Below are 18,949 nucleotides of genomic sequence, written 5' to 3' on the forward strand. Positions count from 1 at the left end.
GCATCACCCTCGATGCGGGCCTCGCCGACACCGTCACCTGGTACCGCGACAACCGCACCTGGTGGGAACCCCTCAAGACCACACCCACCGCATGACCCGACTACTCGTCACCGGAGCCGGCGGGATGCTCGGCCGGGACCTGGTCACCGTGCTGAACGCCCGGCCCGACCTCAAGGTGACCGCCGCCGGCCGCGCCGACCTGGACATCACCGACCCCACCGCGGTACGCGCGGCCGTCGCCGAGCACGACATCGTGATCAACACGGCGGCGTGGACAAATGTCGACGGCGCGGAGGCCGACGAGGCGGCGGCCACCGCCGTCAACGGCCACGGCGTGGCGAACCTCGCGTCGGCGTGCGCCACCACCGGCGCCCGGCTCATCCAGTTGTCCACCGACTACGTGCTCGCCGGCGACGCACAGACCCCCTACCCGGAGGACGCCCCCACCGCACCGGTGAACGCCTACGGCCGGGGCAAGCTCGTCGGCGAGCAGGCGGTCGCCCGACTGCTGCCCGACACCGGGTACGTGGTCCGCACCGCCTGGCTCTACGGCGCGCACGGTCCGAACTTCGTGGCCACCATGCTCCGGCTCGCCACCCAGCGGGAGTACATCGACGTGGTCGACGACCAGCACGGCCAGCCCACCTGGTCCTACCGGCTCGCGGAACACCTCGTCACGCTGGCCGACGCCGCCCTCGACGGCCAGGCCGCCCCCGGCGTCTACCACAGCACCTGCGCCGGCCAGACCACCTGGTACGGGCTCGCCCGCGCGGCGTTCACGCTCGCCGGTCTGGACCCTGACCGGATCCGACCCACCACCAGCGACCGGTATCCTCGTCCTGCTCCCCGACCGGCGTACAGTGTGCTAGCACACAGCCGCTGGGCGGCCGCAGGCCTGCCGTCGCTCCCCGACTGGCACGCCACCCTCGTCGACGCATTCGACTCCCCCGCTCCGCCCGCTCCGTGGAAGGTCGCATGAAGCTCACCCTCGTCACCGGCTTGACCGGCCTGATATTGCTGGCCACCATCGTCGAGCTGCTGCGCCGCCGGCAGCTGCGCGAGAAGTACGGCATGCTCTGGCTCGGCGTCCTGGTGATCGTCATCCCCCTGTCGCTCTTCCCACGCCTGCTGGACAACGTCGCCGAGCTGCTCGGCGTCGCCTCCGGCGTCAGCCTCGTGCTCTTCCTCGGCATCATCTTCCTGCTGCTGGTCTGCGTGCACCTCAGCTGGGAGGTCAGCCACCTGGAGGAAGAGACCCGCACCCTGGCCGAAGACTTCGCCCTGCTCCGTACCGAGATCGACGCGGAGCGGGCGGCCCGAGACGAACTGGTGTCCCACGATGGTTAACGGCAAGCGGGTCCTGATCATCATTCCGGCGCTCAACGAGTCCGGCTCGATCGCCGACGTGGTCGGCGAGGTCCGCGGCGAACTGCCCGGCGTCGACGTGATCGTCATCGACGACGGCTCCACCGACCGCACCGCCGCGGTGGCCGCCGCGGCCGGTGCCCGGGTGGCCAAGCTGCCGTACAACCTCGGCGTCGGCGGCGCCATGCGGGTGGGCTACCGGTACGCCCGCGACCACGACTACGACGTCGCCATCCAGATCGACGCGGACGGCCAGCACGACCCCCGGTACGTGCCGAAGCTCGTCGACCTGCTCGACGAGACCGACCTGGTGATCGGCGCCCGGTTCGCCGGCGAGGGTGACTACAACGTCCGCGGCCCCCGCCGCTGGGCCATGGTCATGCTCTCCGGTGTGCTGTCGCGCGTCGCCCACACCAAGCTCACCGACACCACCTCCGGGTTCCGGGCCGCCAACCGTCGGGTGATCGACATGTTCGCCACCTGGTACCCGGTGGAATACCTGGGCGACACCGTGGAGACGCTCGTGCACACCGCCCGACGCGGCTACACCATCCGCCAGGTGCCCGTGGCGATGCGCAAGCGGATGGCCGGCACCCCCAGCCACTCCCCCGCCAAGGCCATGATCTACCTCGGCCGCGCCTTCGCCGTCCTCACGTTGGCGCTCATTCGCCGGTGATCCGCCGGCTCCTGAGCCTGGTCCCACCGGGCACCGTCGCCGTCGGCGCCGGCCTGGCCCTGCTGGGGCTCGCCTCGTACGTCCACCTGGCGGTCGCCGGGCACAGCCTCACCGTCGCGGACTACGGCTCCCTGTCCGTGCTCTGGACGATCGTCTTCACGCTCGGCATCGGTCTGTTCATGCCGGTCGAGCAGGAGGTCGCCCGCCTCGTCGCCGGCCGGCACAGTCAGGGCGACACCCCCGGGCCCGTGCTGGCCCGGGGGGCCGTCCTGGCCCTCGGTCTGCTCGTCGCCATCGTCGCGCTGATCATCGCCCTCCGAGGTCCGCTCGCCGACCGGTTCTTCGCCGGTGACGACACCATGGTCGCCGTCCTCATCGGGTCGCTCGCGGCGCTCGCCGTCGCGCACACCACCCGCGGCGTGCTCTCCGGTCTGCAACTGTTCCCCTGGTACGGCACCCAGCTCGGCGTCGACGGCGGCCTGCGCATCGCCCTCGTCGCCCTGCTCGGCCTGACCGGCGTCACCTCCCCCGTCTGGTTCGGCGCGGTCCTGATCGTCGCGCCGCTGATCGGCGTGGCGGTCACCGCCCCACCGGTCCTGCGGGCCATCGGCGGCGGCGTGCCCGTCGCCTGGGCCTCGTTCCTGCGCGGCCTCGGCCTGCTCATCACGTCCAGCCTGCTGTCCCAGGTCGTCGTCAACATCGGCGTGATCAACGTCAAGGTGCTGGACCCGTCCGACGTGGCCACCGCCGGCGCCCTGCTCTCCGCGCTGGTGCTGGTCCGGATCCCGCTGTTCGTCTTCGCGTCGCTGCAGGCGTCCCTGCTCCCGGGCCTGGCCACCTCCGCCACCACCGGCGACCGCGCCGCCTTCAACGGCCTGCTGCGCCGGGCCCTGGGCGTCGTCACCGCGCTCGGCCTCACCGGCGCCGTGCTCGCCGTCCTGCTCGGCCCGTGGCTGGTGCAGACCCTGTTCGACGCGCCCGACGTCCTGGGCCACGGCGACTTCGCCTGGCTGGCGGCAGCCACCCTCGCCTACCTCTGGGCCATGGTCCTCGGCCAGGCGCTGCTTGCGCTCGACCGGCACCGGGCACAGGCCGTCGCCTGGGCCGTCGGTGTTGCCGCGCTGGTGGTCGCTACCCTCGCCCCGGTCGCGACCGCACTGCGGGTCGAGCTCGGCTACGCCATCGGCTCCGTGGTGGTCGCCGCCACCATGGCCGCCCTGCTACGCGGCACCCGCACCGCAGGCTCGGCCCTCGACCCGTCGTCGAGCCGCGAGGCCGTGACGCCGGGAGTCGCCGCAGGGGCGTGACCCCGGCGCGCTCCGGCGCACCGTGGTCACGCCCACCTACGGCGGCGAGCCGTACGTTTCTGGACGTCGCCCGCACCGGCTGAGCACTCCCATCGCGCGGTTTCGTCTCCCGTGGCCACGCCTGCCCGGGGAGCTGCCGGGCTCCCGTGTGCGCCGGGCGGTCGCGCAGCCTTCCGATAGTGACGCAGAGCACCGCATCAGACTGGGGAACGGATACCCCCGGGGGTATGTTGGTCCCATCAGCGAGCGACATACCCCCGGGGGTATCTGACGAGGGCGGTGGGCACACGTGGAGATGAGTCCGATCATGCTGAAGGACGCGCTGACCCGACTGAAGCGCGCGCAGGGGCAGCTCGGGGCCGTGATCGCCATGATCGAGAACGGTGACGACTGCAAGCAGGTCCTCACCCAGTTGGCCGCCGTGTCCAGCGCCGTCGACCGCGCGGGCTTCAAGATCATCGCAACCGGCCTACGAGAGTGCCAGGCGGCTCGTGGGCGCGGCGAGGAGCCGCCGATGAGCGAGGAAGAGCTCGAGAAGCTGTTCCTGGCCCTCTCCTGACCTACCGGAGATCATCGCCCGCGCCGGGGTGACTGCCCCGTGCATTCCCGGTCCCCCGGGTATCCGCCAGCGGACCGCACCGGCGGGGTGAAAGAGCCGCACCGGCACGGCGAGGTGGGGCGCAACGCCCCGCCATCTCGCCGCCGGCGGGAACGTACGACCGACACAGCCGCCGCCCGTACGCCCGTTCTGGTGACGGTGTGCCACCGCGGCGGCTGGCCGCCATGCGCCCACCACCTCGGACAGGCACGGGTGCCGGCTTGCCGGTCTCCCGAGACCGGGCTCGGGCCAACAGCCGACCGCCTACCTACCACCGCAACCGAACGAGGAGACTGAGCAGTGACTGACGTGAGTGTGGAGGTCGTACAGACCTCGTCCCTGGGCGACCGCAGCTATCTTGCCCACGACGGCGAGGTGGCTATCGTCGTCGACCCACAACGGGACATCGACCGATTCCTGGCGCTGGCCGGCAGTCTCGGCGTACGCATCACCCACGTCGCCGAAACCCACCTGCACAACGACTACGTCTCCGGAGGGCTCGCCCTCGCCCGGCTCACCGGCGCGACGTACCTGGTCGCAGCCGACGACACTGTCGACTTCGAGCGGAGCCCGGTCACCGACGGTGACGCGATCACCGTGTCGACGCGGATGCGGCTGCGGGTCGTAGCCACCCCCGGGCACACCTTCCACCACCTGTCCTACGTCCTCGACAGCGAGCACGGCCCGGTCGGCGTGTTCACCGGTGGCTCCCTGCTGTTCGGCACCACCGGCCGCACCGACCTGCTGGGCAAGCAGCACGCCCACACCCTCGCCGAACACCAGTACGCCTCCGTGCACCGCCTCGCCGACCTCCTGCCCGACGGCACCGAGGTGTGGCCCACCCACGGCTTCGGCAGCTTCTGCTCGGCCACACAGTCCGACGCCCCCGAGTCGACGATCGGCCGGGAACGCACCGCCAACCCGGCGCTGCGTTTGGAGGCCGACGACTTCGTCCAGCAGACCCTCGCCGGGTTGGACGCCTACCCGGCCTACTACGCGCACATGGGCGCCCGTAACACCGCCGGCGCCGACCTGATCGACCTCACCCCGGTCGCCGTCGCCGACCCGGCCGCGTTGGCTCAGCGGATCGCCGACGGGGAGTGGGTGGTCGACCTGCGCTCGCGCAAGGCATTCGCGCACCGGCACCTCACCGGCACCCTGAGCTTCGGCCTCGACGGCCCGATGTCGACCTGGCTGGGCTGGATGGCCCCGTGGGGCACCCCGATCACCCTGCTCGGCGACAGCGCGCAGCAGGTCGCCGACGCGCAGCGGGAACTGGCCCGCATCGGCATCGACCGGCCCGCCGCCGCGGCCACCGGCAGCCCCGAGCAGTGGGCCGCCGGTGACGACACCCGGCTGACCGCCCTCACCACGGCGACCTTCGCCGACCTCGCCGCAGCCCGCGCGGGCACCCCGCCACACGCCCTGCCCGCCGCCGACGTGGTGCTCGACGTCCGGATGACCAACGAGTGGCGTACCGGGCACATCGACGGCGCGGTCCACATCCCCCTGCCCGACCTGCCGCACCGCCTCACCGACGTGCCGACCGGCACGGTGTGGGTGCACTGCGGCTCCGGCTACCGGGCCGCCGCCGCCAGCAGCCTGCTGCAACGCGCCGGTCGCCAGGTCGTGCACCTCGACGACGCCTACACCGACGCCGGCCTGCCCATCGTTCCCGGTAACTGAAACGTCCCCGCACCACCGAACAGGAGCACCCACACCACATGACCACACCCACCAGCACCCCGGCCAGCGTCGACGTCTCCGCGCTGCACGACCTGCTCGGCACCGACCAGGCGCCCCGGCTGATCGACGTGCGCACCCCCGCCGAGTTCGAGGGCGCGCACATCCCGGGCTCGTACAACGTGCCCCTGGACCTGCTGCGCGAGCACCGCGACGAACTGCGCGCCCACCTCGACGAGCGGATCGTGCTCGTCTGCCGCTCCGGGCAACGCGCCGCCCAGGCCGAGCAGGCCCTCGCCGGCGCCGGCCTGCCGAACGTGCGAGTGCTCACCGGCGGCATCACCGCCTGGCAGGCCGCGCGCGCTCCGATCACCACCGGCAGGCCCCGCTGGGACCTCGAGCGGCAGGTCCGCCTCGTCGCCGGCAGCATCGTCCTGGTCGCCGTACTCGTCAGCACCCTGATCGAACCGGTCAAGTGGGCCGCCGCGTTCGTCGGCGCCGGCCTCACCGTCGCCGCGCTCACCAACACCTGCGCCATGGGCATGATGCTGGCCAAACTGCCCTACAACCGCGGTCCCCGCACCAGTGTCGAGCAGATCGTCGGCGCCCTCACCACGGACCAGCGGTAGCGCGATGCCCTGTCGCTACGGCACACGCTCCCGGCCGGTCGGCGCAGGCCGGCCGGGAGGGGGTGACACATGATCGCCGCAGTCGGGTTCGGTGCCCTCATCGGCGTCCTGCTCGGCCTGCTCGGTGGGGGCGGCTCCATCCTGGCCGTACCCGCCCTCGTCTACGGCGCCAGCCTCACCCTCGCCGCCGCCGTGCCCATCTCGCTGCTCGTGGTCGGCATCTCGTCCGCGACCGCCCTGCTCCCCCGGCTGCGAGCCGGCCTCGTCCGATGGCGGCTCGCCGCCATCATCGGCGGCACCGGCGCGGCCGCTACCTTCGCCGGCGCCGCCGTCAACCGGCTCCTCGACCCTCGGGTCGTCCTCGCCGGCTTCGCCGTCCTCATGGTCATCGCCGGTCTACGGATGTTGCGGGACACCGACGACACCGGCGGTGACTGCGCCCTGCCCGACGGCGGCGTCAACTGGCGTGGTTGCCTGCCCAAATCCGTCGCCGCCGGGCTCAGCGTCGGCTTTCTCACCGGCCTGTTCGGCGTCGGCGGCGGCTTCCTCATCATCCCCGCCCTGGTCCTGCTGCTGGGCCTGCGCATGCCGGCCGCCGTCGCCACGTCACTGGCCATCATCGTCATCAACTCCGCAGCCGGGTTCGCCGCCCACGCCGGCGACGCCACCATCGACTACGGCATCGCCGCCGCCTTCACCGCCGCCGCCGTCACCGGCTCACTGGCCGCCGGCCGGATCGCCACCCGGCTACCCACCCACCGACTGCAACGCGCCTTCGCCTGGCTCGTCTTCGCCGTCGCCGCATTCGTCGGCATCCAGGCGATCGTCAACCCCGCCGCGGCCTGACCAGCCGTGCGGTGACGGCCGCCACCGCCGGCCACCCCACGGCAGCCGGCGAGGCGGATGCTACTTGCCGTCGGCCGGCTTGTCCTCCAGGTCGGCGGAGCCCGCCGACGTCGTCGGCTTGTGCGCCTCCGTGGTCGGCTGCGCCGGCGTGTCCGGCCCACCCGCCTCGGCCGGCTGCTCGGCCGCCGCGACATCACCGTCCAGCAGCGCCGTCAGCGCCGCGCCCGTGATCCGGCGGAACGTACGACCCACCCGCTGACGGTCCAGCACCGCCACCTCGAGCTGGTTGGCCGCGATCGTGCGCGCCGCGCCACCCTCACCACCGACGCTGCTCAACGCCTGCACCGCCACCCGGGCCGCCTCACCGAGGGACATGTCCGCGCGGTGCTGCGACTTCAGCACACCGGTGATCGCCTCGGCCTGGCCACCCATCGCCATCCGCCCCGGCTCGTCGTTGACCGAGCCGTCGTACGTCAGCCGGTACAACTCGTCGTCGTCCGCGGTCGCCCCGACCTCCGCCACGCAGATCTCCACCTCGAACGGCTTCGACTGCTCGGTGAAGATCGCACCGAGCGTCTGCGCGAACACGTTGGCCAGGGCCCGTCCGGTGACATCACGCCGGTCGTAGCTGAGCCCGTTCAGGTCGGCCATCCGCACACCGGCCCGGCGCAGATTCTCGAACTCGTTGTACCGACCGACCGCGGCGAACCCGATCCGGTCGTAGATCTCGCTGACCTTGTGCAGGGCGCTGGAGAGGTTCTCCGCGACGAAGAGCACCCCGCCGGTATAGCTGAGGACCACGGCGCTGCGACCCCGAGCGATGCCCTTGCGGGCCAACTCGGAGCGGTCGCGCATGATCTGTTCGGGCGAGGCGTAGAACTGCATGGCCACGGCGGCGGTTCTCCTTACGGCGCGGTGCTGACGACAGCTGACTGGTGGGGGTGGACGGGGCTCAACCGCCCGGGTTCTCCATCCGACCGGCGACCACGCCCTCGGCGATCGCCGCCGTCTCGGCGTCGGTCAACCGGCGGGTGCCCTCGGCGGTGGCGGTCATCACCACCGGATAGATCCGACGGGTCAGATCCGGTCCGCCGGTCGCGGTGTCGTCGTCCGCCGCGTCGTAGAGCGCCTCGACCGCGAGGCGGGTGGCGTCGTCGACGGACAGGCCGGCCCGGAACCGCTTCTTCAGCGCCGACTTCGCGAAGAGCGAGCCGGAGCCGATGGCGTCGTAGCCGGTCTCCTCGTACGGACCACCTGTCACGTCGAAGCTGAAGATCCGACCGGCCCGCGCCGGATCTCCTGCGGCCAGGTCGAAACCGGCGAACAGCGGCACCACGGCCAGGCCCTGCATCGCCGCACCGAGGTTGCCGCGGATCATCGACGCCAACCGGTTGGCCTTGCCGTCGAGCGAGAGCATCGCGCCCTCGATCTTCTCGTAGTGCTCCAGCTCCACCTGGAACAGTCGCATCAGCTCGATCCCGATGCCCGCCGTGCCGGCGATCCCCACCAGGGAGTACGCGTCGGCCGGGTGCACCTTCTCGATGTCGCGCTGGGCGATCAGGTTGCCCATGGTGGCCCGACGGTCGCCGGCCATCACGACGCCACCGGCGGCCGAGATGGCCACGATGGTGGTCGCGTGCGGCGCCAGGTCGGCTGCCATGCCCGGCGGCAACGGCCGCCGGCCGGGCAGCATCTCGGGGGCCACCCGACTCAGGAACGTCGTGAAGGAGGACGTCCCCGCGTTGGTGAACACATCTGGTAGACGCCCGGATGGATCAAAGCCCGCTGCCACGTGGTTCCTCTCAGATACGTGATCGCCCTGGCCAGCCTCATGGGACTGTCACGGAACTGGCCAAGACCACCGTTGCAGTTGAAGCAGAGTATCCCGCGCACCCATCCGGTGCGATGATCGTGGTCCAGATGTTGCGGGTCGGCACCGCCACAGATCGCGCACACCCCGCCCTGCTCGGCCAGGAGCTCCTGAAACTCCTTCTCCCCCACGCCGTACCGCCGCTGCAGGTGGTACTCGCGAGTCCCGCCGTAGAGCCGCTGCGCCGTCTCTTTGCCGCGTGCGTTGTGGCAGGGCTTGCAGTAGCTGTGCCGACCACTGGCCTTGGTCGTGGTGGTGGGGAACTCGTCCAACGACTTGATTTGCTCGCAGTCCGGACACCACTTGAAACCGTCGCCTACCGGCGTCGGCGACTTCTTCTGCGGCGCCATGCCCCGCTTGCGCCGGCTCGCCTCAGACCGACCATTGGCGCACGCCTTGCAGTAGAAGGCGAGGCCGTCCACCCGGCGCCGATCACGGTGGAAGTCGCTGCGGGCCAGCACCCTCTTGCACTGCGGGCATGCCTTACCCAGAGGGTCGATCAAATCGGACATATGCCCCTATTGACCCCCTTTCTGTACATAACCCCTCACGAACTCCTCTGCGTTTTCTTCGAGGACGGAGTCGATCTCGTCGAGGAGGTCGTCGACGTCCTCGGTGATCTCGGCGTGCCGCTCGGCCACCTCGGGGTTGGCCTCGGTGGTGACGTCCTCGATTTCCTCGCCCTGACGGGACTTGCCGGACTGCGACTGGCCGCCGCTGTCATGAGTGGCCACTGCTGCCTCCTCCACGATCGTCTGCGATGAACTTACCTCGCGCGGGCGACGAAAAGCCCGCCGCGCGCCGGCTTACGGCACGCGACGGGCATAAGGACGTACGTTCAGCCGCCGGTCAACGTCTCCAGCAGATCCTTCGCGCTGGCACAGCGGTCGAACAGTGCTCCGACGTGCGCACGCGTGCCGCGCTCCGGCTCCATCATCGGCACCCGGACGAGCGACTCCCGGCCCACGTCGAAGATCACCGAGTCCCAACTCGCGGCGACGACCTCGGACGCGTACTGGGCCAGGCAGCGACCCCGGAAGTAGGCCCGGGTGTCCTCCGGCGGCTCGGTCATCGCGGTGCGCGTCTCGTCGTCGGTGAGCAGCGTCTTCATCGCCTTTCGGGTGACCAGGCGGTGGTAGAGGCCCTTCTCCGGCCGGACGTCGGAATACTGCAGGTCGACAAGTTGCAGCTTGTGCGAGCCCCAGCCCAGCTTCTCCCGCTCCCGGTAACCCTCCAGCAGCCGCAGTTTCGCCACCCAGTCCAGCTCGTCGGCGCAGAGCATCGGATCGCGGCCGAGCCGGTCCAGCACGCTCTCCCAACGGTCGAGCACATCGACGGTCTGCTCGTCGGCGTCGGTGCCGTAGCGGTCGTCGACAAAGGACCGGGCCCGTTCCAGGTACGCCCACTGCAGGTCGAGTGCGGTCAGCCGGCGACCGTCGCGCAGTCGCATCCGGTGCGTCAGGCCGGGATCGTGACTGACCGCGCGCAGCTCGCTGACCGGGTCCGCGATGCCGAGGTCGGCGCCGAGCGCCTTCTCCTCGATCATGTTGAGGATCAGCGCGGTGGTGCCGACCTTGAGGTAGGTGGAGATCTCGGAGAGGTTGGCGTCGCCGATGATCACATGCAGCCGGCGGTATTTGTCGGCATCGGCGTGCGGCTCGTCGCGGGTGTTGATGATGGGTCGCTTGAGGGTGGTCTCCAGGCCCACCTCGACCTCGAAGAAGTCGGCGCGCTGGGAGATCTGGAAGCCGCTCTGCCCGCCGTCCTGGCCGATGCCGACCCGGCCCGCGCCGCAGACGATCTGACGGGTGACGAAGAACGGCGTCAGGTACGCCACGATGTCGGCGAACGGGGTCTGCCGGCGCATCAGGTAGTTTTCGTGCGCGCCGTAGCTGGCACCCTTGTTGTCGGTGTTGTTCTTGTAGAGGTGGATCGGCTGGCTGCCCGGGATGGTGGCGGCCCGGCGCGACGCCTCGGCCATCACCCGTTCACCGGCCTTGTCCCAGCGCACCACGTCTCTGGGGGTGGTGACCTCCGGGGTGGAGTATTCGGGGTGGGCGTGGTCGACGTAGAGCCGTGCGCCGTTTGTGAGTATCACGTTGGCGAGGCCGAGGTCCTCGTCAGCCAACGCCTCGGCCGGGTCGTAGGCGGCCCCGGAGTAGGTGAAACCGCGGGCGTCGCGCAGCGGCGACTCTTCTTCGTAATCCCAGCGGGCCCGACCACCCCGGTTGAGCTCGGGGCGTGCCCCGTAGGCGTTGACCACCTGTGATGAGGTGACCATCGGGTTGGCTCCGGCCTGCCCGGGCACGGAGATGCCGTACTCGACTTCGGTGCCCATGATCCGACGTACCGTCATGCGACCACTCGCTTCGCTCGCCCCTGCAGCCGGCGTACCCGCCGCTCACACCATCGAGACTAGTCTGCGCGGTGGCCTACTGCGCGGCCCTGCCGGTCGGCGCGGCGCGGCTGACGTGCCGTGGCCGGCCCCCGGGGCACCGCGCCCAGCCGGCTGACCGCGCCGGTCCATCCTGTGGGTTGCGTCGATGGCCTGCTGAGCGCCTTGGTCAATTGTGGGGAGTCGCCGTACGGGTGACGACGACGCCGGAGCCGCGGGGCGCCGACGGGATCGTGGAAACAGTAGCGGTGGGACGCACGCGGCGGCGGCACCGGACGAGTCCGGTGCCGCCGCTGGCGGTCAGAGGTACTGGCCGGTGTTGCTCGCGGTCTCGATGGACCGGCCGGCCTCGGTGCCCTTGCCACCGGAGACGAGCGTGCGGATGTAGACGATCCGCTCGCCCTTCTTGCCGGAGATGCGGGCCCAGTCGTCGGGGTTTGTGGTGTTGGGAAGATCCTCGTTCTCGCGGAACTCGTCGACGCAGGCGTCGAGCAGGTGCTGCAGGCGCAGCCCCTTACGGCCCGAGGTGAGGAACTCCTTGATGGCCATCTTCTTGCTCCGGTCGACGATGTTCTGGATCATCGCGCCGGAGTTGAAGTCCTTGAAGTAGAGGACTTCCTTGTCACCGTTGGCGTAGGTGACTTCGAGGAAGCGGTTCTCCTCGGTTTCGGAGTACATCCTCAGCACCACGGCGTCGATCATCGCCGCGACGGTGGCCTGGGGGTCGGCCCCGTGCTCGGCCAGGTCGTCCGGGTGCAGGGGCAGCCCGGAGAGGATGTACTTGGAGAAGATGTCCTTCGCCGCTTCGGCGTCCGGTCGCTCGATCTTGATTTTCACGTCGAGCCGACCGGGGCGCAGAATCGCCGGGTCGATCATGTCTTCCCGGTTGGAGGCGCCGATGACGATGACGTTCTCCAGCCCCTCCACGCCGTCGATCTCGCTGAGCAGCTGCGGGACGATGGTGTTCTCCACATCGGAGGAGACACCGGAGCCACGGGTCCGGAAGATCGAGTCCATCTCGTCGAAGAACACGATCACCGGGGTGCCCTCACCGGCCTTCTCCCGGGCCCGCTGGAAGATCAACCGGATGTGCCGCTCGGTCTCGCCGACGTACTTGTTGAGCAGCTCAGGACCCTTGATGTTGAGGAAGAAGCTGGTGTGCTTCTCCTTGCCCTGCCGTTCGGCGATCTTCTTGGCCAGCGAGTTGGCCACGGCCTTGGCGATGAGGGTCTTACCGCAGCCGGGCGGCCCGTAGAGCAGGATGCCCTTGGGCGGCCGGAGCTGGTGCTCACGGAACAGGTCCGCGTGCAGGAAGGGCAACTCCACCGCGTCGCGGATCTGCTCGATCTGCGACTGGAGGCCACCGATGTCGCCGTAGTCGACGTCGGGCACCTCCTCCAGGACCAGCTCCTCGACCTCGCTCTTCGGGATCCGCTCGTACGCGTACGCCGAGCGGGGCTCGATCATGAGTGAGTCGCCGGCCCGGATCGCGGAGCCGATGAGGGTCTCCGCGAGGTGCACGATGCGCTCCTCGTCGGAGTGCGAGACCACGAGCGCCCGGTCACCCGGCCCGCCGCCGGGCCCTTCCAGGATCTCCTTGAGCATCACGACCTCGCCGACCCGCTCATAGCCGAACGCGTCGACGATGTTGAGCGCGTCGTTGAGCAGGACCTCCTGGCCACGGCGCAGGTCACCCACGTCAAGTGCGGGTGAGACCGCGACCCGTAGCTTGCGACCGCCGGTGAAGACGTCCACCGAGCCGTCCTCGTGCTTGGCCAGGAAGACGCCGTACCCGCTCGGCGGTTGCGCCAGCCGGTCGATCTCCTCCTTGAGCGTCACGATCTGCGTGCGAGCCTCCTTGAGGGTGCTCACCAGCCGGTCGTTGTTCTCGGTCAGCCGCGCCAACTGTGCCTGGGTGGCCGCCAGCCGCTCTTCGAGCTGCCGGACGTGTCGGGGGCTTTCGGTCAACTTGCGCCGCACCAGAGCGAGTTCCTCCTGAAGGAACGCGACCTGCGTGGAGAGATCGTGGGCTTCCTTCTCCCACCGTGCGGCGCGCGAGTCCGCGTCGTCGCTGCGTGCTGCCACGTCCCACCTCCCCGGGGGGCTTGAACGTTCTGCCCTAACACTAGCCGCTATGAGGCCGATTCGGTCCCACGCAACACCCTCGTCACCGAACCTTGATCGCCAAGGGTGGCCTGACGGGCGGTTACCGGCGTTCGGGTACCGTCGGAGTGTAGGACGGGAGAACATGGGGGGTGCGCCGGTGACCGAGGTCGCGACCGATCAGCTGCAGGTCTGGGTGGACCAGGATCTGTGCACGGGCGATGGGCTCTGCGTGCAGTACGCGCCGGAGGTCTTCGAGTTCGACATCGACGGCCTGGCGTACGTCAAGGGTGCCGACGGTGAGCTGCTGGCGACGCCGGGCAGCCGCGTCGACGTGCCCGCGCACCTGCGGCTCGAGGTGATCGACTCCGCGAAGGAGTGCCCGGGCGACTGCATCCACGTGGTGCGCGGCGACGGTGTCGAGGTCGCCGGTCCGGACGCCGAGGAAGACTGAGCCGGTCGCCGGCCGGGCCACGTGGCCCGGCCGGTCCCGACACCGGGGCACGCCCCAAAGCACGACAGGGGTACGCCTCAGAGCATCGGCCGGCCGACCACCGAGGCGACCAGCCGCGCGAACTCCTCCAGCCGGGCGATCTGCCCGGCCCCGCCGTCGTCGAGGGTCTTGCCGAAGCGCAGCGCGTCGTGCCGTGGCGTACCCACCATCTCCTCGCTCGGCGGCGCCTCGTCGAGTGAGGTCAGCAGCAGGTAGACATCGATGCTGTCGACCCGGATCTCGCCGCTGTCGGCGCGGTTGAGCCGCCGCCGGCAGCCGACCTCGGTGACGGTGGAGACCGGCACCACCCGCAACGACGAGGTCATCGATCCCGGTGGGCCCTCCTCCGGAGGCACGTCCTCGCCGTGCCAGAGGATCAACCGGCTGCCGTCGCAGACGACGACCTCCTGCCACACGCCGTTCACCTCGTTGACGAAGCGTTCCAGCGTGAAGCCGAGCACCGACGCGCCGCGCAGCACGCCGCCGAGCGCCTCCAGGGCGACGTCCGGGTCGCGCAGGTAGGCCCGGGCCGCCGATTCCAGATCCTGGTAGGGCGACCAGTCGGGAAAGACCGCGGGGAGGTCACCGCCGCCGTAGCCCGGTCGGCTCATACCAGCGCCTCCCCCTGCTCGGCGGTGCCGCCGGCCAGCTCGATGGTCACGGCCTGTCCATCTCCCCCGTACCGTTGGGCTGCTCATCCGTCGCCAGGGCGGCGGCCTGTCGGGCCGCCTCCGCCGCGCGCAGGTCCTGGCGGCGCTGCGCGTACGCCTCGGTGCCCTTGCTGGGCTTGCGGCGGCGCGGCGGCGCGGTGACCCCGGGGGCCAGCTTGCGCGCGGACACCAGGAACGCGGTGTGCGCGATCATCCGGTGGTCCGGTCGGACGGCGAGGCCCTCGGCGTGCCAGTCGCGCACCAGGGACTCCCAGGCGCGCGGCTCGGTCCAGCCGCCGCGCTCGCGCAGCGCCTCCACCAGCTCGGACAGCTGCGGCGTGGTGGCGACGTAGCCGATGAACACCCCGCCGGGGACCAACGCCCGCTCGACCATGTCGAGAGTTTCCCAGGGGGTCAGCATGTCCAGGATGATCCGGTCGAAGCCGGTCTCCTGGCACTGGGCGACATCACCGACGTGCAGGTGCCACGACGGGTGCGGCCCGTTGAAGAACGCCTCGACGTTGCGCTTGGCGATCTGGGCGAAGTCGTCGCGCAGCTCGAACGAGTGCAGTTCGCCCTCGGTGCCGACGGCCCGCAACAGGGAGCAGCTCAACGCGCCGGAGCCGGCGCCGGCCTCCAGGACCTTCGCGCCGGGGAAGATGTCACCCATCGCGACGATCTGCGCCGAGTCCTTCGGGTAGATCACCTGAGCGCCGCGGGGCATGGACAGCACATAGTCCGACAGGAGGGGCCGCAGCGCGAGGAACGCGGTGCCGCCACCGGCGGTGGTCACCACGCTGCCGTCGGGGAGCCCGATCAGCGCGTCGTGCGCCAGGATGCCGCGGTGGGTGTGGAACTCCTTGCCGGGCTCCAGCGTCACGGTGTGCATCCGCCCCTTGGGGTCGGTCAGCTGCACCCGGTCGCCGGGCCGGAACGGCCCACGGTGCACGGGTGTCAGCGCCGGGGTGGTGGGGTCGGCTCCGACGGTGGAGGGAGTTGCGGTCACTGTGTCATCTTCCGGTTGGGTTCGAGGAGCTGTGCGAGGTCCGCGATGTGCAGAATGCCGACGACATCTTCGCCTGACGTCACCACGTACTGCGCGCCCGGGTGGGTCTGTACGGCCTCCATCACCCGCTCGCCGTCCCAGCCGATCGCCAACGCGGGAAGGGTGCCCAGGGCGCGGGCTACGGCGTCCACCGCCAGCCATGGTCGGCGGTCGACCGGAACCGCGTCGGCGGCGACCGGGTCGACGAGCGCGACCGGACGGCCGGTGGAGTCGGTGACCAGCAGGGCCGCGGCCGGCTGCCCACCGTCGGCGCGGCGGCGCTGGGCCTCGGCCAGGGGCGTGCCGGTGGTCACCGGCCAGACCGGGCGGGCCAGCCGGGAGAGGTCGATGAGCGGGAACCGGCGGCTGACCCGGGCGGCCCGGATCGCCTGCCCGGCGCCCCGCCAGAGGGTGACGGCGACAAGCAGCATCAGCGGCAGCGCCAGCGGCGCCAGATAGTCGGTCACGGTCAGCAGCCCGACCAGGGCGGCGGTGCCGACGGCGACGACCCGGCCGGCCCAGCCGGCGACCTCGGTGCCGAGGTGCCGGTCCTGGGTCAGCCCCCACACCGCGGCGCGCAGTGCCCGGCCGCCGTCGAGTGGCAGCCCGGGCAGACTGTTGAACAGCGCGACGATGACGTTGCTCACCGCGAGTTGGAAGGCGAGTTGGTGCGCCACCGTCCGCTCGGGCAGGGCGAGGGTGGCGGCGACCGCGACGACTCCGAGCACCGCGGAGACCGCCGGGCCGGCCAGCGAGACAAGCAGGTCGACCCGGGGCGACGGGGCGTCCCGGTCCATCTCGGTGTAGCCGCCGAGCAGCTCCAGGGTGATTCCCCGCACACCGATGCCGTACCGGCGGGCGGTGAGGGCGTGGCCCAGCTCGTGCAGCAGCACCGAGCCGAGCAACGACACCACGAACCCGAAGCCGATCAGGTAGCCGCTGATCTGCGGCAGATCGAGCTGGCGGCGGGCGAATTCGGCGTACAGGACGGCGATGAGCACCGCGAGCAGGACCATCGAGCCGTTGAGGTGCAGCGGCACTCCGAACACCCGGCCGACGTTCAGGCCGGGACGCCGGTCGGGTCGGCGCGGTGGCCGGGGGGTCTGCTCCATCGCCACGATGCTACGGACCGTCGTCGTGCGGGGCGGGCGGCGGTCGGTGTCACACCGGTGCCCTAACCTTTCCCGACATGACGGCGGAACCGGTCACCACCACCCAGCCCACCTCCCCGGCGCAGGCGCCGCCGACGGTGCGGGCCTCGTTGTCGCCGTCGCGGGCGGCGGATTTCAAGACCTGCCCGCTGCTCTACCGGTTCCGCAGCATCGACCGGCTGCCCGAGCGCACCACTATCGAGCAGGCCCGCGGCACGCTCGTGCACGCGGTGCTGGAGCGCCTGTTCGACCTGCCCGCGCCGGGCCGCACGCCGGCGGCGGCCGGCGACCTGGTGGCGCCCCAGTGGGATCGGCTGGTGACCGAGCAGCCGGAGCTGGCCGGGATCTTCGACGGCGCCGAGCCGGCCGGTCCGGTGGAGTTCCTGCGGTCGGCGGCCGGGCTGTTGGAGGGCTACTTCGCGGTGGAGGATCCGACCCGGCTGGAGCCGGCCGAGCGGGAGAGCCTGATCTCGGCGGTGGTCGACGAGGAGCTGCTGATCCGGGGTTATCTCGACCGGCTCGACGTCGCTCCGGACGGCGCGCTGCGGGTGGTCGACTACAAGACCGGTGGCGCGCCGCGGGAGGCGTTCGAGGCGCGGGCGCTGTTCCAGCTCAAGTTCTACGCCCTGGTGTTGTGGCGCACCCGGGGGGTGGTGCCCCGGGTGCTGCGGTTGCTCTACCTGCGCGACGCCGAGGTGTTGGACTACACGCCGGACGCTGACGAGCTGGTCCGCTTCGAGCGCACGGTGGTGGCGCTGTGGCGGGCGATCGAGCAGGCCACCGCCCGGCAGGATTTCCGACCCCGACCGAGCCGGCTCTGTGACTGGTGCAGTCACCAGGCGCTGTGCCCGAGCTTCGGCGGCACCCCGCCGCCGTTCCCGGTCTCGGCGGCGAACGCCGATCCGCTGCGCGACGCCCGGTCCGCGCCGGTGGTGCCCGGCGCCGACGAGTGACCACCTGCGGCGGGCCGTTCGGGCCCGCCGCGGGGGTGGGCCGGTTCCCTACCGCGTCCAGCCGTCTCGGCGCCCGGCTGACCGGCAGCGCCGACGGAGCGGTGCCGCGTCGATCGGTACCGGCACCGGGTCGGCCACTGGCGTGTCCGCTACGCATCGGCCGCCGTACGCGAGGATGAGCGGTGCGGGCACGACGTCGGCGCGACGGGAGACGAGATGACGGATCGGGTGGCCCCGGCGCGGCCGGTGCGGATCCTGCTCGCCGACGACCAGCCGCTGCTGCGCACCGGCTTCCGGATGGTGCTGGGGGCCGAGGGCGACCTGGACGTGGTGGCCGAGGCCGGCGACGGTGTGGAGGCGGTGGAGCTGTCCCGGCGGCTGTTGCCCGACGTCGTGCTGATGGACATCCGGATGCCCCGGATGGACGGGGTGGCCGCGACCCGGGCCATCGTCGAGTCCCGGCTGCCGGTGCGGGTGCTGGTGCTCACCACCTTCGACCTGGACGAGTACGTGGTGGGGGCGCTGCGCGCGGGCGCCAGCGGGTTCCTGGCCAAGGACGTGCCCGCCGAGGAGCTGATCGCGGCGATCCGCACGGTGGCCGGCGGGGACGCGGTGGTCTCGCCGCGGATCCTGCGGCGGCTGTTGGAGCGCTTCGCGGACCTGCTGCCCGATCCGGCGGCGACGCCCGCGCCGGTGCTCGACGCGCTCACCGACCGGGAACGCGAGGTGCTGGTGCAGGTGGCTCGGGGGTTGTCCAACGCCGAGATCGCGGCGGCGCTGTCGGTGAGCGAAACCACTGTGAAGACCCACGTCGGGCGCCTGCTGACGAAGCTGCGCCTGCGCGACCGGGTGCAGGCCGTGGTGCTGGCGTACGAGTCGGGCTTGGTCCGCCCCAGGGCGTAGCGACCGTCCGGCGGCTACCCCACCCGGCGTAGTCGAGGATCCCTCCGCGGAGGGACGGCCTGGTTGCCGTGCTCACCTACCGTGACCGGAGACGGCTCGGCGCGGTTGACCCTCCTGTGATGTGCGGGGCGGATCGGGTTCGGCGCCGTCGCCGGTCGTGGGAAACGGATCGACCGGCCGTCGGATCAGGGGCAACCCTGATCCGACATCGGGGGCCACCCGCAGCGGGAAATCCGTCCCGGGTCCCCCCGTGGGCGGACGGAACGGGCGTGAGCAGCGCCG

Annotated in this window: 20 protein-coding genes; 11 read left to right on the forward strand and 9 right to left on the reverse strand. The window is 71.2% G+C overall.

Annotation, left to right across the window (positions count from 1 at the left end; translation table 11 throughout):
* The first annotated feature begins 91 nt into the window (after positions 1 to 91).
* The 8 genes from rfbD (at position 92) to AB0B86_RS29270 (ending at position 7,104) form a co-directional block, all read left to right on the forward strand.
* Positions 92 to 979, forward strand: coding sequence for a dTDP-4-dehydrorhamnose reductase (rfbD, locus tag AB0B86_RS29235; protein WP_357406421.1), 888 nt, complete (start codon positions 92 to 94; stop codon positions 977 to 979).
* A complete protein-coding gene (locus AB0B86_RS29240; RefSeq protein ID WP_357406419.1) occupies positions 976 to 1,347 on the forward strand; it encodes a DUF2304 domain-containing protein in 372 nt (123 codons plus the stop codon). The genes rfbD and AB0B86_RS29240 overlap by 4 nt, the downstream gene beginning before the upstream one ends.
* Positions 1,340 to 2,041, forward strand: a complete 702-nt coding sequence (locus tag AB0B86_RS29245) for a glycosyltransferase family 2 protein (RefSeq protein WP_357406417.1) — start codon at positions 1,340 to 1,342, stop codon at positions 2,039 to 2,041. Before AB0B86_RS29240 ends, AB0B86_RS29245 begins: the two co-directional genes overlap by 8 nt.
* Positions 2,038 to 3,348, forward strand: coding sequence for a polysaccharide biosynthesis protein (locus tag AB0B86_RS29250; RefSeq protein ID WP_357406415.1), 1,311 nt, complete (start codon positions 2,038 to 2,040; stop codon positions 3,346 to 3,348). Before AB0B86_RS29245 ends, AB0B86_RS29250 begins: the two co-directional genes overlap by 4 nt.
* Positions 3,349 to 3,637: 289 nt before the next feature.
* The gene (locus AB0B86_RS29255) at positions 3,638 to 3,907 is read left to right on the forward strand and encodes a metal-sensitive transcriptional regulator (RefSeq protein WP_357406413.1); all 270 of its coding nucleotides are present in this window, start codon (positions 3,638 to 3,640) and stop codon (positions 3,905 to 3,907) included.
* A 339-nt stretch (positions 3,908 to 4,246) separates the two neighbouring features.
* A complete protein-coding gene (locus AB0B86_RS29260) occupies positions 4,247 to 5,632 on the forward strand; it encodes an MBL fold metallo-hydrolase (protein ID WP_357420222.1) in 1,386 nt (461 codons plus the stop codon).
* 38 nt (positions 5,633 to 5,670) lie between these two features.
* Positions 5,671 to 6,258 carry a rhodanese-like domain-containing protein gene (locus tag AB0B86_RS29265; protein ID WP_357406409.1) on the forward strand — a complete coding sequence of 196 codons (588 nt, stop codon included), beginning with the start codon at positions 5,671 to 5,673 and terminating at the stop codon, positions 6,256 to 6,258.
* A 69-nt stretch (positions 6,259 to 6,327) separates the two neighbouring features.
* A complete protein-coding gene (locus AB0B86_RS29270) occupies positions 6,328 to 7,104 on the forward strand; it encodes a sulfite exporter TauE/SafE family protein (protein WP_357406408.1) in 777 nt (258 codons plus the stop codon).
* 60 nt (positions 7,105 to 7,164) lie between these two features.
* Here AB0B86_RS29270 and prcA read toward each other — a convergent pair whose 3' ends face one another.
* From prcA to arc, 6 genes are all read right to left on the reverse strand, one after another.
* Complete coding sequence (gene prcA, locus AB0B86_RS29275) at positions 7,165 to 7,995, reverse strand: proteasome subunit alpha (protein WP_357406406.1); 831 nt, start codon at positions 7,993 to 7,995, stop codon at positions 7,165 to 7,167.
* 61 nt (positions 7,996 to 8,056) lie between these two features.
* The gene (prcB, locus tag AB0B86_RS29280; protein WP_357406404.1) at positions 8,057 to 8,896 is read right to left on the reverse strand and encodes a proteasome subunit beta; all 840 of its coding nucleotides are present in this window, start codon (positions 8,894 to 8,896) and stop codon (positions 8,057 to 8,059) included.
* The gene (locus tag AB0B86_RS29285; protein ID WP_357406402.1) at positions 8,815 to 9,486 is read right to left on the reverse strand and encodes an endonuclease VII domain-containing protein; all 672 of its coding nucleotides are present in this window, start codon (positions 9,484 to 9,486) and stop codon (positions 8,815 to 8,817) included. Before AB0B86_RS29285 ends, prcB begins: the two co-directional genes overlap by 82 nt.
* Positions 9,487 to 9,492: 6 nt before the next feature.
* Positions 9,493 to 9,708 carry a ubiquitin-like protein Pup gene (locus AB0B86_RS29290; protein WP_030332902.1) on the reverse strand — a complete coding sequence of 72 codons (216 nt, stop codon included), beginning with the start codon at positions 9,706 to 9,708 and terminating at the stop codon, positions 9,493 to 9,495.
* Positions 9,709 to 9,812: 104 nt separating this feature from the next.
* Entirely contained in the window at positions 9,813 to 11,330 is a 1,518-nt protein-coding gene (gene dop, locus AB0B86_RS29295) for a depupylase/deamidase Dop (RefSeq protein WP_357406400.1), read from the reverse strand.
* 339 nt (positions 11,331 to 11,669) lie between these two features.
* Positions 11,670 to 13,454: a proteasome ATPase gene (arc, locus tag AB0B86_RS29300; RefSeq protein ID WP_357406398.1), complete on the reverse strand. Its 1,785-nt coding sequence runs from the start codon at positions 13,452 to 13,454 to the stop codon at positions 11,670 to 11,672.
* 178 nt (positions 13,455 to 13,632) lie between these two features.
* Between arc and AB0B86_RS29305 the strand changes: the two genes are divergently transcribed.
* Positions 13,633 to 13,926, forward strand: coding sequence for a ferredoxin (locus tag AB0B86_RS29305; RefSeq protein ID WP_357406396.1), 294 nt, complete (start codon positions 13,633 to 13,635; stop codon positions 13,924 to 13,926).
* 77 nt (positions 13,927 to 14,003) lie between these two features.
* Here the strand turns inward: AB0B86_RS29305 and AB0B86_RS29310 are convergent, their stop codons facing one another.
* From AB0B86_RS29310 to AB0B86_RS29320, 3 genes are read right to left on the reverse strand one after another with little or no spacing between them, the layout of a single operon-like run.
* Positions 14,004 to 14,576 carry a hypothetical protein gene (locus tag AB0B86_RS29310; protein WP_355029057.1) on the reverse strand — a complete coding sequence of 191 codons (573 nt, stop codon included), beginning with the start codon at positions 14,574 to 14,576 and terminating at the stop codon, positions 14,004 to 14,006.
* 46 nt (positions 14,577 to 14,622) lie between these two features.
* Positions 14,623 to 15,573, reverse strand: a complete 951-nt coding sequence (locus AB0B86_RS29315) for a tRNA (adenine-N1)-methyltransferase (protein ID WP_357406437.1) — start codon at positions 15,571 to 15,573, stop codon at positions 14,623 to 14,625.
* 44 nt (positions 15,574 to 15,617) lie between these two features.
* Positions 15,618 to 16,772, reverse strand: coding sequence for a M50 family metallopeptidase (locus tag AB0B86_RS29320; RefSeq protein ID WP_357406394.1), 1,155 nt, complete (start codon positions 16,770 to 16,772; stop codon positions 15,618 to 15,620).
* A gap of 77 nt (positions 16,773 to 16,849) precedes the next feature.
* Between AB0B86_RS29320 and AB0B86_RS29325 the strand changes: the two genes are divergently transcribed.
* Together AB0B86_RS29325 and AB0B86_RS29330 are read left to right on the forward strand one after the other, a co-directional pair.
* The gene (locus tag AB0B86_RS29325) at positions 16,850 to 17,764 is read left to right on the forward strand and encodes a PD-(D/E)XK nuclease family protein (protein ID WP_357406392.1); all 915 of its coding nucleotides are present in this window, start codon (positions 16,850 to 16,852) and stop codon (positions 17,762 to 17,764) included.
* A gap of 216 nt (positions 17,765 to 17,980) precedes the next feature.
* Complete coding sequence (locus AB0B86_RS29330; RefSeq protein ID WP_357406390.1) at positions 17,981 to 18,667, forward strand: response regulator transcription factor; 687 nt, start codon at positions 17,981 to 17,983, stop codon at positions 18,665 to 18,667.
* Positions 18,668 to 18,949 lie beyond the last annotated feature (282 nt).

The sequence above is a fragment of the Micromonospora sp. NPDC049047 genome, assembly GCF_040649135.1.
Taxonomy (GTDB): Bacteria; Actinomycetota; Actinomycetes; order Mycobacteriales; family Micromonosporaceae; genus Micromonospora.